Raw genomic sequence first — 13,333 nt, forward strand, 5'->3', positions numbered from 1 at the left:
GCCTGACTAACAGATAAAATACGCCATAGTTCTCGGCCGTTATTGTCTGAGTAAAATCACCTGTAGTCTGTTGTTGCGTACTTCCATCGGGTTCTCTGTTTCCGGCTTTCGGTCCGCGTAACCTATTACTTTTTGGATTCTTTTCGGGTTATCCAGATATTTTTCCAGTATCAGACGGGCCACAGTCGCGCGCTGCGATGATAGATCCCAGACGGGGTTCTCGATCGCTACAATTGGATTTGAACGGACATGGCTAGCCACTGAAATGTCATTCACGACAACTTTCGTGGCGTCTGCGATTACATAAAGCAGCTGTTCAAGCAGCGGCGACGGCTTGTCGGTTTCCGGTTTGAAGAGGGTTGTGTCCTCGACATCGAAAAGTTCAATAACCATCCCTTCGTCGGTGACTTTCGTGACGACGTGGCGTTTCAGCTCGTCCATGACCATGGATTCGCCGCCGCGCCCCATGAGCGTTTCATCCACGACTTTGAAGCGTTCGTTCTCGCCGTCGACGTCCGGCCCACTGCTGGCATCCTGGCCTTCGCCGGCTTGATCTGGCGCTGACGCACCGGTGCCGCTTTTGGGCAATGTCATTTCCGAGAAAATGCTGTCGCCCGACAGCGCGCCGTCGCCACCACCCGAAACCCGCATGATAGGAATTGAAGGGGAAAAATAATCAGCAAGCCCCTGACGTTGTTGTTCTGTTGTCGCGTTCAGCAGCCACATCAACATAAAAAAGGCCATCATTGCGGTCACGAAGTCCGCGTAAGCGACTTTCCAGGCACCGCCATGGTGCCCGCCGCCTTTGACTACTTTTTTGCGTTTAATGATGACTGGTGCCGCATTTGCCTGCGCCGCCATTCTCACTACCCTTTTTTCACCCAAGGTAAGGTGTAACAAGCAGGTGTTACGGGCAGCTTAACATCCTTAATTGTCAGTATTCTGACCGGATGGTGCCGCACTCATGTGGTCCTCTCCGCGGTCGCGGGCCAGCATGATCTGGTGCTGGCGTTCGCGAAACCGGGCCTTGTCGGTATCAGAGGTTTCATTGACGCATTGATGGCAGCTTACCCCGGCCTCGTAGCCGTCGCGGGCGGTATCTTGGGGCAGGATCGGCCGGCGGCAGCCGTGGCACAGCATATGAGGCCCCTCTTTCAACCCGTGGCCAACACTGACCCGGTTGTCAAAAACGAAACACTCACCCTGCCAGCTGCTGTCTTCCTGAGGCACATTTTCGAGATACTTCAAAATGCCGCCTTTGAGGTGAAAGACATCTTCGACACCCTGACCAACTAGGTAATTCGTTGATTTCTCACAGCGAATACCGCCCGTGCAAAACATCGCGACTTTCTTGTTGTGGAAACGGTGTTTGTTTTCCTGCCACCAAGCTGGAAATTCACCAAAGCTTTTGGTTTGCGGGTCGATTGCACCATCAAACGTCCCGATCGAAACTTCGTAGTCGTTGCGGGTATCGATTACGGCGACGTCATCGCGGCTGATCAGATCGTTCCAATCTGCGGCTTCGACATAGTGGCCAACGCGGTCGGTCGGATCTACATCAGGCTGCCCCATCGTGACGATTTCACGCTTCAGGCGGACCTTCATTTTGCCGAAAGGCGGGGTTTTCGCGGTGCTTTCCTTCCACTCCAATCCGTCGCAGCCAGGTAGGGATTTAATATGGGTAATCACGGCATCAATACCGGCACGTGGCCCCGCGATGGTGCCGTTGATCCCTTCGCCAGCAACCAGCAAGGTGCCTTTGACATCCTGCGTATCGCACAGCGCCTTAAGCGGCGCGCGCAGGCCATCAGGATCGCTGAAACGGGTAAAGTGATAAAGGGCGGCAATGATATACATGGGCGCTCAGATACGCCCCCTGCGCGCGTCAGGCAAGAGGGTGCTTTCCGCCCTGACCTGAGCGTGAAGATATGGTATCGTGAGGTGTGATAAGGAGAAAACAAGATGACCAAAGCATTGATCGTGATCGACGTCCAAAACGACTTTTGCCCCGGCGGGGCGCTGGAAGTACCCCAAGGGGATGAAATTATCGCGCGGATCAATGACCTTATGTCAGATGTGGATGCCGTCGTTCTCACCCAAGACTGGCATCCGGCGGGCCATTCTTCTTTTGCGTCTTCGCATGCGGGCAGAGGGCCATATGAGATGATCGAGATGCCCTACGGCACGCAGGTTCTTTGGCCGGATCATTGCGTTCAGGGCACCAAGGGGGGGCAGTTTCACGCTGATTTGAATGGTACAGCCGCCGATCTGATCATTCGCAAAGGGTACAACCCTGATATCGACAGCTATTCAGCGTTCTTTGAAAACGATCACACCACGCCAACGGGGCTTGATGGCTATTTGCGCAGCCGTGGCATTACGGATTTGGTCATGGTCGGGTTGGCCTTGGACTTCTGTGTAAACTATTCGGCAGTAGATGCTGCAAAATTGGGCTTTAACGTTGAGGTCAGACAAGACCTGTGCCGTGCAATTGATCTGGACGGGTCCCTTGCTGCGGCCATTGATGGGATGGTTGCAGCCGGTGTTACCCTGACCCAAGCGTAGGTTGCTGAACCGGCGATAGGTTCAAAATGCCAAGCGCGTCGAGGCCGCCCAACGTGGCGTCGACCGCAACGGTTGCCAGAATGATGCCCATGACGCGGCTGATCACGCTGGCCCCTGTTGTGCCCATGAGCCGCCCAATTTTGCCAGCCATCAGCAGCAACGCCAAGGTAACAGCCAGTATCAGCAGTAAAAGCGCCGCCGTGATGACCTGATCTGATACAGGGTTGCTGTGATTATCCGTCAAAATGACAATGGCCAGCATCGCACCCGGCGACGCGATAGACGGCATTGCCAATGGAAAAACAGCGCCTGCCAAGTGATCGCGCTCGGCAGCTTCTATCTCTTGTGTCGGTTTGGGCTCGCCAAAGATCATACTCAGCGCGAATAGAAACAGGACGATGCCACCGGCCACTTGAAACGATCCAAGCCGCAAGCCCAGAGATTCCAACAAGAACTGTCCCCCGATGAGGAAGGCCAGCAAGACCACCCCGGCCACCAACACAGCACGTAGCGCAAAACTGCGGTGCAGTTTTTTGGGCACATTGGCCGTCGCGTATAGAAAAACCGGCAAACTGCCGATGGGATCGATCACAACGAACAAGGTGATCAGTTCTCTTAGAAGATTGGGCCATTCCAACATAAAGCGGACCTATTTGGGGGATGCTTCCTGCGATACCATAGGTTTATGGCCATGTCAGCGGCTATTCCCTTGCCCCGTCAATCGGGATGCGTCACAAACACATCGCCTAACGGAGCCTAAGATCATGGTCGATATCGCCAGCCGCGTCTGGAATCACAAATGGAAGATCGACCCGATTGTTCGGTCGCTGATCGATACGGATTTCTACAAATTGCTGATGTGCCAATCGGTGTTTCGGAACAAGCCTGAAACCCAGGTGACATTTAGCCTGATCAACCGGTCAAAGCATATCCCCCTTGCCGATCTGATCGACGAAGGCGAACTGCGCGAGCAGTTGGACCATATCCGGTCCCTATCTCTCAGCCGCGGAGAAAGCACTTGGCTACGGGGCAACACATTTTATGGCAAACGCCAAATGTTTCGCCCTGACTTTATGGAGTGGTTCGAGGGGCTGCGCCTGCCGTCCTATTATCTGGAACGCAAAGGCGACCAATACGAGCTGACGTTCGAGGGCACTTGGCCCGAGGTTATGCTGTGGGAAATCCCTGCGCTTGCGGTTCTGATGGAGCTGCGCGGCCGTGCGGTTCTGGGCAAAATGGGCAAGTTCGAGCTGCAAATCCTGTATGCGCGCGGCATGACCCGTGTTTGGGAAAAGATCGAGGAACTTCGCAAAATTCCTGGCCTGTCCATCGCGGATTTCGGCACACGTCGCCGTCATTCCTTCTTGTGGCAGGACTGGTGCGTTCAGGCCATGCAAGAAGGGCTGGGAAATGCCTTTACCGGGACATCGAACTGCAAGATTGCAATGTCGCGCGAAGTCGAGGCGATTGGCACCAATGCTCATGAGCTGCCCATGGTTTACGCGGCTTTGGCCAAAGATGATGCTGCGCTCGCGCAGGCCCCTTATGATGTTTTGCAAGACTGGCACGAAGAACATGAAGGTAATCTGCGGATTATCCTGCCCGACACTTACGGGACCAAAGGGTTCTTGGACAACGCGCCTGATTGGTTAGCGGGTTGGACGGGCATTCGCATCGACAGCGGCGACCCCGCCACGGCGGCACAAATCGCCATAGATTGGTGGAAATCGCGCGGCGAGGACCCAAGCAGCAAACGGATCATATTCAGTGATGGCTTGGACGTTGCAAAGATCAAAGAGCTGCACACGCAATTCGCGGATAAGGCGACGGTATCGTTCGGTTGGGGCACCTTGTTGACCAATGATTTCCGCAATCTGGTGCCAGACGATGCGCTGGCCCCTTTTAGCCTCGTTTGCAAAGCGGTTTCGGCGAACGGCAAACCGACGGTCAAACTGTCAGACAACCCCAACAAGGCGATGGGCCCACAAAGCGAGATCGACCGCTACAAACGTGTGTTTCAGGTTGGTGAGCAAGACACGCAGAAGGTCATCGTTTAGACGATGATCCTTGCCTTGTTTGGCTGATTTTGCGTTCGCGCCACACGATGAGCAATCCGCCGACGACGATGAACAGTGCACCGGGGAATAGATCGGACCACGGTGCTTCGCCATAGAAAACCCAGCCAAGCGCAAACGCCAGCGGTATACCGAAATAGCTGAACGGTGCCAGATTGCTTTGCTCGGTCAGTCGGTAGGACATGATCAGGAATAACACGGCTGTTCCGCCAAATGCGCCCATGCCGACAATCCACAGCAGGTCGGTACCCGACGCAAGCGGGGTAAAGCCAGCGGTGAAAAACGCAAGCGCCAGCGACCCGATCGCGGCAAGACCTGAAGAATAAAGATTGATCAGCGCACTGGGAACATCTTCATCCATCATGCGGGTCGTCACGGCCACCAACGCATAGCAGGCCGCCGCCGCAAGCGGTAATAGGGCCGCGGGCCGAAAGCTATCGCTGCCAGGTCCGACGACCATAATTACCCCAGCAAAGCCCAAAAGCACGGCACCCCATCTGAGCGCGCCCACCTTTTCGCCAAGCAGAACAACCGCCAGCGCCACCATGATCGGCGCATTCGCGTATGTGATCGTTGATGCGGTCGCAAAGCTGAGCAGCCCCAGCGACAGATAAAAGAAATACTGTGCAAACGTCAGGATGATGCCGCGCAGAAGCGCAAATCGCCACTGACGGATCTTTAGGATGCGCCCGTTTTGATGCCAATCCGGCGAAAGCCAAAGTGCAATGCCTGCTGGGATCAAGCCCGCGATATTCCGATAGGCGGATAGCTCCGCAGCGCCGTAATGTGGTGACAGGTGTTTGATGATCAAACCCATCAGATCAAACAAGACCAAAGCGATCAGCGAGAAGGTGATCGCGAGGGTAGTGCGGTTCCTCGGCATGATGTCGATCCTAAAGAGGGGTCGGAGAGACCCTAGCAGACAGCCGCTATATCACCATCGCAAATTGCTTGGGATATCGGATCACTTGGCCGGATCAACTTTGCCACGTAGGGCTTTAACCTCTCCGCGGACTTTCTTTTCCTTCAGGCGTCGCTTTTTTGACCCGAGCGTTGGTCGCGTCGGGATGCGGCGTTTGGGTGGGGTCAGCGCTGATTTGATCAGTTCTTTCAACCGGTCACGCGCGATTTCGCGGTTGCGGGCTTGGCTGCGCGTTTCGTCGCATTGGATTACCAACGCCCCCTCATTGGTCCACCGGCGACCTGCCAGCCTGCGCAGACGGTTTTTCACGGGGGTGGTTAGTGATGGCGAAGTCGCGGCTTCGAACCGCAATTCAACCGCGCTTGAGACCTTGTTGACGTTTTGCCCACCGGGGCCGGACGCCCGCATAAAACTTTCGGTAAGTTCCCAGTCTTGAATGGCAATTTCGTCGGTGATGTGCAGCACGGGTGGTCTCCTTGGGGGCAGTATCGCATCGCAACTGCCCAAGTAAAAGGCCCCCGAAAATGCGAAAAGGGCCGCCCTGAAAAGAGCGGCCCAATCGAATGGTTTACGGAGGTGGGATCGGTTAGATCAGCGATCCACCCAAGGTTCTGACCACTAAGGGCTGCCCTAGCGGTTGTCCTCCCAAGCTGTTCCGACACCTCGCTCCAATACCGTTCTTGACACTGGATCACCTCCTTTACATTTGTTGAACTCACCCAAAGCTTTGCACAGGATCGCCAAAGCGCAAAACGTTTTTTTGCCCGTCACAAAGGATTGCGGGCGCAAAGCTGCTGCCAATCGTGGCAAAAGATTTACGCCCGCAGTGGTGATTTTTGTGTCGCTTAACCTGCGGGCAGCAGCCGTGCAGTGATCAAGCGGAAGGGGATGAGTGCGATCAAGGCAAGGCTAAGCTTTACAGCCCAATCAGCCACGGCAAGCGATACCCAAAGTGGGGCAACAGGCCCGTTTCCAAGCAACGGCAACGCTTCGGCTGCCCAAGATACGTCTGTGAGGGGGCTGATAAACGACAGCGCGCCAGAGAACGCGATAGAGAAGAACAATACCGTATCAACGGTGCTGCCGATTAAGGTGCTGGCCAGCGGCGCGCGCCACCATTTACCGTCCCGAAGGGCCGAAAAAATCGCAACATCAAGAAGTTGGGCCACCAAGAAGGCGGTTCCGGACCCGATCGCGATGCGGATTGTCACCAATGGACCAAATTCGCCCATGATCTGTGTGCCGATCAAAGAGCAGATCAAACCAACGACGAAACCTACCAGAACCACGCGTCGTGCGGCGGTCTGGCCGTAAACGCGGTTCATGATGTCGGTCACCAGAAAGGCAAGGGGATAGGTGAATGCGCCCCAAGTGAGCCATTGCCCATAGAGGAATTGAACGAGAATGTTGGAGGCCACGACAATGGCGGCCATGGCAATAATGCCGGGAAGATATGTGCGTGTCATGTGTTAACCGTTTTTTGCAAGGGTGCGGCGACTTGGCCTGCGGGAATCGCAGACAAAGCCGCCTTAAGGGGTTGATCTGCGTCTTGCAAGCTAATCGATAACTGAAAATTCGATGATTTGGGTGTTTTGGAAGGGCATGAAATTGTCGTCAGACACAAGCGTCAGGCGGGTTCGGCCCGATGCATCCTCCCAAACAGAGATAGCTTCGAGGTTGTCAAACCGCGCTGGCAGGGTCTGGATAAGCGTAACGCTGTGGGGCGTCGCGGTATCAAGATCGATCCGCCTGATCCGCGTTCTAAACCCCAGTGGGGTCACAGCCCGCTCCAACACATACAATCGGCCATTTGCGCCAAAGTCCGCACCAACGGGCAGGAAGGGGCCGTTTCTGGGTATCTGCGCTGCAATGGTTTGAGTGCCGTCTTTGAAGGCGAAGAGCGGAAAGTGATCGCCTTTCGTCTGTTCGGCTATCGCGAAAATCGTACCATTCTTGTCGATGGCCAATGCCTCAAACCCGCTGTTCTCTGCCTGAAATTCTGACGCAGACAAGCGAGCGATAGGCGTGGTAACGCCATCTTTTATGTTCAACGTGGCAATGCGGTGCTGCCCTTCAAAGCTGACGGAATGCGTGCCATCGGGCGCGATCGCCAACCCTTCTGCATCGGTGAAAGGCCTACGTAATATGCTGCCTGTCGCGTCCCGCATGGCGACAGAATGGGTGATTTTGGCGGCTGTGATTTGCCCTGCTTCCCGCTGTATGCTCGCCTGAAGAACGTGGCCCCGATCTGTGATGATGGTCATGCGCTGGCCGTCGGGCGAAAGCTCCAGCCCTGATAGGCCGCCGAACCAAGACGCGCTTTCGTGCCAGATAAATTCCGTTTCAAAGTGCAGCACGGGTTTATTCTCGGCCGCTGTCAGGGTCGAAGCAAAAAAGACCGCAAATATGAAGCTGATGAGGTTCAGTTCGCTTCCAGTACCGATTGGCATTGCGCAGGCAGATCGGCCAGGATCAACGCACGTTTCGGTTTGCGTTTTGGCGGGTTCGGATTTGGCGGGGGCGGGTTCAGGATATTTGCCTGCCATTGCCGCGCATCAGCGCATCCATCGCCTGCTGGGGGCGCTGCTTGATCGACACAGCCACGTGCGTTTTTGGGGCAGCTTAGACGGACGTGAAAATGATAATGGTGTCCAAACCACGGGCGGATTTTACGCAACCAGCTGCGGTCGCCTTTTTCATCCGCACACATTTGTACCTTGGCACCGGGAAAGACGAAAATCCGGGCGACGCGGGGGTCGGATGCCGCAGCTTTCAACACTTCATGATGTTGACGTGTCCAGCTGCTGTTGACGTAAGCCCCTTTTGCCCGGCGCATGGAGATAGATGAGATTTTTTCGCGCTCGGCACGGCTTAGGGTTAGCGATTGCGCGGGCAGCATCCAAATGTCGGCGTCCAGACCCATCTGGTGACTGGCATGACCGGATAGCATCGGTCCCCCGCGGGGTTGGCTCATGTCGCCGACGTAAATCCCGTTCCATCCGGGTTGCCGTGCTGCTTTAACGCTTAGGTTTTTGACAAAATCGATCATCTCCGGATGGGCCCAGTTCCGATTGCGCGACAGACGCATGGCCTGCCATGTCGGCCCCGTTTCCGGGAGTTGTTGCGCCCCCGCTACGCAACCTTTGGCGTAGCTGCCAAAGGCAGCTGGGCTTTGTCGTGATCCACCGCTTTTCGCCCCGAACAGTTTCTTTGCCTGAACATTGCTGAGCGCCCCGCCGGAGGACCCGATGGTCGGCAGAATCTGCGACGCTTGCGGGTTCGGCTCGGAAGGTGTCCCGCCACATGCGGTCATTGCCAGTGCGAGGGTTATACCGGTCAAAAGGCGCGAAAAGATCATTTTGCGAAATCTCCATTCGGTTTAACCCATACTAGCAGAACCAGCCCAAGGATGAAGAGCCCAACGACGGGAGTAATGCCCAACCTTTGACTTCCGGTTAAATCGCTTGCAATCGCAATCAGCGCCGGGGCCAGAAAGGCGGTTGCCTTGCCAGACAAAGCATAGAGACCAAACGCCTCGGTCATGCGGTCAGGATTGCCTTGGCGGGTCAGCATATTGCGGGACGATGCCTGCAATGCGCCACCTGCGGCACCGATCAATGCGCCCGCAATATAGAACAAAATATCGGGCAGCGCGGATCCGTCGGCCAATGCAATGCCCATAACCGAGGTCGGCGTAAGCGAGATGATCAAACAAGCGGTCGCGATTAAAACGCTACAGCAGGCCACGATAACCGGCATAGGCCCAATGGCACGATCAACGCGCCCACCGACCCAGCAAAAGATGGCCCCTGAAATGGCTGCGAGGATGCCAAAAATACCGATATCAATGATCGACCAATTCAACACGCCAAGCGCATAGATGCCGCCAAATGTGTACATGCCGTTCAAGGCGTCGCGGTAAAACATCGACGATCCAAGATAGGCGAGTAGCGACGGATGCTGCGGCAGCTTTTTCAGGGTGCGGTTCAAGTCAGACAAGGCCTTGCCGACAAAGTATTTCTCGGCAGTCGGCTTTGGCATATCCCGGACGTACAAAAAGAAGGGGATCATGAAAACCGCATACCAGATCGCGGTAAGCGGCCCAACGATCCTTGTGTCGGCGTTGGTTGCGGGGTCAAGCCCAAATGCGGGGTCGAGACCCAGCATTGTTTTTCCGGTGTCGCCGGCCTGAAACAAGAAAATCATTATGATTAACGCGACAACGCCGCCGACATAGCCAAACCCCCAGCCTGATCCTGAAACGCGCCCTCTCTCGGCTGGATCGGGGGACAGTTCTGGCAAATAGGAATTCGTGAAGATCGTAGCGAATTCCATCCCGATCAAGCCGATCCCAAAGAAGAGTAGGGCCCAAGTGACCGAGAAATCCTGTGGCGCGGTCCACCAAAGAGCCGCGGACCCGATCACGTAGAGGGCAGAGAACAGCCAAATCCACGGCATGCGCTTGCCCGTTGAATCCGCCACGGCCCCCAGAATGGGCGCAAGGATGGCAATGGAAACCCCTGCAATGGCCAGCCCATAGCCCCAATATGCTTGCGCTTCCGCCTTTGCCAACGCCACAGGCATCCCGCCTTCAACCAGCGAAGCGGTGGCCGTCTGTGCAAAATAGGGGCCGAAAATGAAGGTCAAAAGCAACGTGTTATAAGGCTGGCTTGCCCAATCAAAGAAATACCAGCCCCAGATTTTCTTGCGCGATGAAATCGTTGCCATACGTGTTCTCCGGTTTTGTTGGGACGGTAGTGCAGTGGGGTAGTACCGCGCAAGGCGCGTTTTATATGAAGCGGAAAACGCCAGGTGGCAGAAAGTCTCCGGGGACAGCGAAGCCCCGCCAAAAGCGGTTTTCTTTTCAGGGGCGGGGCTATAGTCCAGTTAGGGTACCGTTAACATTTCGAGCATCATATGATCCGTATCCTATACTTTAGCACCGCCCGCCCCACCGTTTCAAAAGACACAGTCAAGCAGATTACAGAACAAGCCAAAGTGAAAAACCATGAACTGGGGATCACGGGTGCGTTGGCCTATAACGGGCGCAATTTTTGTCAGGCTCTTGAGGGCGGAGAGGCCGAAGTGCGCGGCCTTATCGACGAAATTCGCGCTGATGAGCGTCATAGCGGCTTTAAAATCCTGGATGAAAAGCACATTACCGAGCGTCATTTCCCGGACTGGACAATGGAGCTGGTGAGCGAGCTGGATTTTTCAGTCGTGATCAATTCGATGTAATGATAGAACCGTTGCGGCCCTTGCTCTTTCACGGGGGGCTGCTTAACTGCGTTTCAGTCAATAAGAGGGTCAAGCCATGACATCGTTGTTCCAAATCCTGATGCTGCTTTTGAATATCGTGTGGTTTGTCATCATCGCCCACGTCATCATGAGCTGGCTGATTAACTTTCAGGTATTGAACCTGCGCCAGCCTCTGGTCGCGCAGATTTGGGACGGGCTAAACCGTCTGCTAGAGCCTGTTTACAGCCGGGTCCGTAGCTTTTTGCCGCCCATGGGCGGGCTTGACCTTGCGCCGTTGGTTGTTCTGATCTCGGTGGCGATTTTGCGTATCCTTTTGATAAACAACGCCGCATCGTTTTACTAAACGGCCCTTCGGGGAGGATATTTGGAAAGCCAGAGAAGCATGGGTATTGTCCCTTGTTTCTGAGTGTGGGAGTCTGCCCCTAACGAGCAGATTATAGTTAGGTTTTCCATGTCAGGCGCTGCCACGCTTTTACGTGACGTATTTGGTTTCGACGGGTTCCGCCCCGGCCAGCAAGAGATCGTCGAGGCGGTGACTGCGGGCGAAAACGTGCTGGCCATCATGCCCACAGGCGGAGGGAAATCTCTTTGCTTTCAAATGCCTGCCTTGCTTCGCGAGGGGGTGACGGTTGTGATCTCGCCGCTGATTGCATTGATGCGCGACCAAGTCAGGGCCTTGCAGGAACTGGGCGTCGGGGCAGGGGCGCTTACCTCGGGGAACACACCAGAGGAAACCGATGCGGTTTGGGAAGGGCTGGAGGCGGGCACGCTGAAGCTGCTTTATATGGCACCTGAACGGCTGGCGGCGGGATCTGTGATTGGCATGCTCAAGCGGGTCGGTGTATCGCTGGTCGCGGTGGACGAGGCGCATTGTGTCAGCCAATGGGGGCATGATTTCCGCCCGGACTATTTACGGATCGGCGAATTGCGCAGAACCCTGAACGTGCCGTTAGCTGCGTTTACGGCCACCGCGGATGCCGAAACTCAGCTTGAGATCGTGCAAAAGCTGTTCGACGGTGCTGCGCCGCGTGCATTTTTGCGGGGCTTTGACAGGCCTAATATCCATCTAGCCTTTGCAGCTAAGAATTCTCCGCGTGCACAAATTCTGAATTTTGCGGCAGGGCGTAAGGGGCAGTCTGGGATTGTGTATTGCGGAACCCGCGCAAAAACCGAAGGGCTGGCCAAGGCCTTGCGCGACGAGGGGCATGTTGCCGTGCATTATCATGGGGGGATGGAGGCAGAAGACCGCCGCATTGCCGAGCGGCGTTTTCAGCAAGAAGACGGTTTGATTGTCGTTGCCACGGTTGCGTTTGGGATGGGGATCGACAAGCCGGACATCAGATGGGTCGCGCATGCGGATCTGCCAAAATCGATCGAGGCGTATTACCAGGAAATTGGCCGCGCGGGCCGGGATGGATCGCCGGCCGAGACACTGACGCTGTTCGGGCCAGATGACATTCGGTTGCGTCGCAGTCAGATTGATGAGGGGATCGCGCCGCCGGAACGACGGGCGGCAGATCATGGTCGTTTGAACGCGCTTTTGGGGCTGGCAGAGGCGTTGGAATGTCGGCGCAAAACCTTGCTCGGGTATTTTGACGAGACCGAGATCACCTGCGGGCGATGCGATCTATGCGATACGCCTGCGGATGTTTTCGATGGAACCACTGCGGTGCGCAAGGCGCTATCGGCGATGCTGCGCACGGATGAATGGTTTGGGTCCGGTCATCTGATCGATATTCTGCTGGGCAACGAGACTGATAAAATCCGCGAACGGGGCCATACCAGCCTGCCGACCTATGGCGTGGGCACAGAATATGACAAGCGGGAATGGCAGGCCGTGTTCCGGCAAATGATGGGGCATGATCTGGTGCGCCCTGATGCCGAACGTCACGGTGCCTTGCGTATGACGGATGCAGCTTTGCCTATCTTGCGCGGCGAGGCGCAGATTTCCTTGCGCCGTGACAGCATACGTGCGGCTGGTGCCACGCGCCGCCCGGCTGTTAAAATGCTGGTCAGCGAAGAAGATGCGCCGCTGCTTTCTGCGCTAAAAGCCAAAAGGCGCGGTTTGGCTGAGGCTGCCAAAGTACCTGCCTATATTATCTTTAACGACCGCACCTTGATCAAGATGGCTGAAAAACGGCCGGACAGTTTGGACGCCATGGCCCGAATTGGCGGGGTCGGCGCAAAGAAATTGGAAAGCTACGGGCGCGCATTTCTGGACGTTATCAACGGAACTTCCGAAGAAATGCACCCGACGCGCCGCAAGCTGGCCGGGCGGGCTGCGGGCAGCGTTTATGACCGCTTGCTTGAAGTACAGGCGGAATTGGCGCGCGGCACGGCGGGGACAGACAAACCGCTTAGTTGTTCCGCCTCGTTATTGGCCAAGGTTGCGCAGCTGCGAAATGCCGACGACACCGCCCTTGAACGTCTGTTAGGGGACAAGCGAGCCGAAAGGTTTGGCCCCGCATTTCTGGACGTTCTGAGGGAGGCGGGCTAAGTCTTTGGATAGCTA

General features: G+C 55.8%; 14 protein-coding genes. 5 read left to right on the forward strand and 9 right to left on the reverse strand.

Going from position 1 to position 13,333, the window contains the following annotated elements; genetic code table 11:
• Positions 1–39: 39 nt before the first annotated feature.
• Together BM347_RS10545 and trhO are read right to left on the reverse strand one after the other, a co-directional pair.
• Entirely contained in the window at positions 40–861 is an 822-nt protein-coding gene (locus BM347_RS10545; RefSeq protein WP_093916423.1) for a flagellar motor protein MotB, read from the reverse strand.
• Positions 862–927: 66 nt separating this feature from the next.
• Positions 928–1,857, reverse strand: coding sequence for an oxygen-dependent tRNA uridine(34) hydroxylase TrhO (gene trhO / locus BM347_RS10550; RefSeq protein ID WP_093916424.1), 930 nt, complete (start codon positions 1,855–1,857; stop codon positions 928–930).
• A 105-nt stretch (positions 1,858–1,962) separates the two neighbouring features.
• Here trhO and pncA point away from each other — a divergent pair, with 105 nt between their 5' ends.
• On the forward strand, positions 1,963–2,565 hold the full coding sequence (pncA, locus tag BM347_RS10555; protein WP_093916425.1) for a bifunctional nicotinamidase/pyrazinamidase: 603 nt from the start codon (positions 1,963–1,965) through the stop codon (positions 2,563–2,565).
• Here the strand turns inward: pncA and BM347_RS10560 are convergent.
• Positions 2,546–3,205, reverse strand: coding sequence for a MarC family protein (locus BM347_RS10560; protein ID WP_093916426.1), 660 nt, complete (start codon positions 3,203–3,205; stop codon positions 2,546–2,548). The two genes, pncA and BM347_RS10560, sit on opposite strands and share 20 nt — an antisense overlap.
• A gap of 124 nt (positions 3,206–3,329) precedes the next feature.
• On the opposite strand from BM347_RS10560, the gene BM347_RS10565 reads away from it, so the two are divergent.
• Positions 3,330–4,622: a nicotinate phosphoribosyltransferase gene (locus tag BM347_RS10565; protein ID WP_093916427.1), complete on the forward strand. Its 1,293-nt coding sequence runs from the start codon at positions 3,330–3,332 to the stop codon at positions 4,620–4,622.
• Here BM347_RS10565 and BM347_RS10570 read toward each other — a convergent pair.
• From BM347_RS10570 to BM347_RS10595, 6 genes are all read right to left on the reverse strand, one after another.
• Positions 4,612–5,523: a DMT family transporter gene (locus tag BM347_RS10570; protein ID WP_093916428.1), complete on the reverse strand. Its 912-nt coding sequence runs from the start codon at positions 5,521–5,523 to the stop codon at positions 4,612–4,614. The two genes, BM347_RS10565 and BM347_RS10570, sit on opposite strands and share 11 nt — an antisense overlap.
• 81 nt (positions 5,524–5,604) lie before the next feature.
• Positions 5,605–6,027: an alternative ribosome rescue aminoacyl-tRNA hydrolase ArfB gene (arfB, locus tag BM347_RS10575; protein WP_093916429.1), complete on the reverse strand. Its 423-nt coding sequence runs from the start codon at positions 6,025–6,027 to the stop codon at positions 5,605–5,607.
• Between the two features lie 380 nt (positions 6,028–6,407).
• Positions 6,408–7,028 carry a queuosine precursor transporter gene (locus BM347_RS10580; RefSeq protein ID WP_093916430.1) on the reverse strand — a complete coding sequence of 207 codons (621 nt, stop codon included), beginning with the start codon at positions 7,026–7,028 and terminating at the stop codon, positions 6,408–6,410.
• Positions 7,029–7,118: 90 nt separating this feature from the next.
• Positions 7,119–8,012 carry an esterase-like activity of phytase family protein gene (locus BM347_RS10585; RefSeq protein WP_093916431.1) on the reverse strand — a complete coding sequence of 298 codons (894 nt, stop codon included), beginning with the start codon at positions 8,010–8,012 and terminating at the stop codon, positions 7,119–7,121.
• A complete protein-coding gene (gene mepA, locus BM347_RS10590) occupies positions 7,985–8,920 on the reverse strand; it encodes a penicillin-insensitive murein endopeptidase (RefSeq protein ID WP_093916432.1) in 936 nt (311 codons plus the stop codon). Before mepA ends, BM347_RS10585 begins: the two co-directional genes overlap by 28 nt.
• Positions 8,917–10,290 carry an MFS transporter gene (locus BM347_RS10595; protein ID WP_093916433.1) on the reverse strand — a complete coding sequence of 458 codons (1,374 nt, stop codon included), beginning with the start codon at positions 10,288–10,290 and terminating at the stop codon, positions 8,917–8,919. The genes mepA and BM347_RS10595 overlap by 4 nt, the downstream gene beginning before the upstream one ends.
• A gap of 189 nt (positions 10,291–10,479) precedes the next feature.
• On the opposite strand from BM347_RS10595, the gene BM347_RS10600 reads away from it, so the two are divergent.
• From BM347_RS10600 to recQ, 3 genes are all read left to right on the forward strand, one after another.
• Positions 10,480–10,800, forward strand: coding sequence for a BLUF domain-containing protein (locus BM347_RS10600; protein WP_093916434.1), 321 nt, complete (start codon positions 10,480–10,482; stop codon positions 10,798–10,800).
• A gap of 76 nt (positions 10,801–10,876) precedes the next feature.
• Positions 10,877–11,164, forward strand: a complete 288-nt coding sequence (locus tag BM347_RS10605; RefSeq protein ID WP_093916435.1) for a YggT family protein — start codon at positions 10,877–10,879, stop codon at positions 11,162–11,164.
• Positions 11,165–11,272: 108 nt separating this feature from the next.
• The gene (gene recQ, locus BM347_RS10610) at positions 11,273–13,318 is read left to right on the forward strand and encodes a DNA helicase RecQ (protein ID WP_093916436.1); all 2,046 of its coding nucleotides are present in this window, start codon (positions 11,273–11,275) and stop codon (positions 13,316–13,318) included.
• Positions 13,319–13,333: the final 15 nt, after the last annotated feature.

The organism is Sulfitobacter marinus (assembly GCF_900116285.1).
GTDB classification, from domain to species: domain Bacteria; phylum Pseudomonadota; class Alphaproteobacteria; order Rhodobacterales; family Rhodobacteraceae; genus Sulfitobacter; species Sulfitobacter marinus.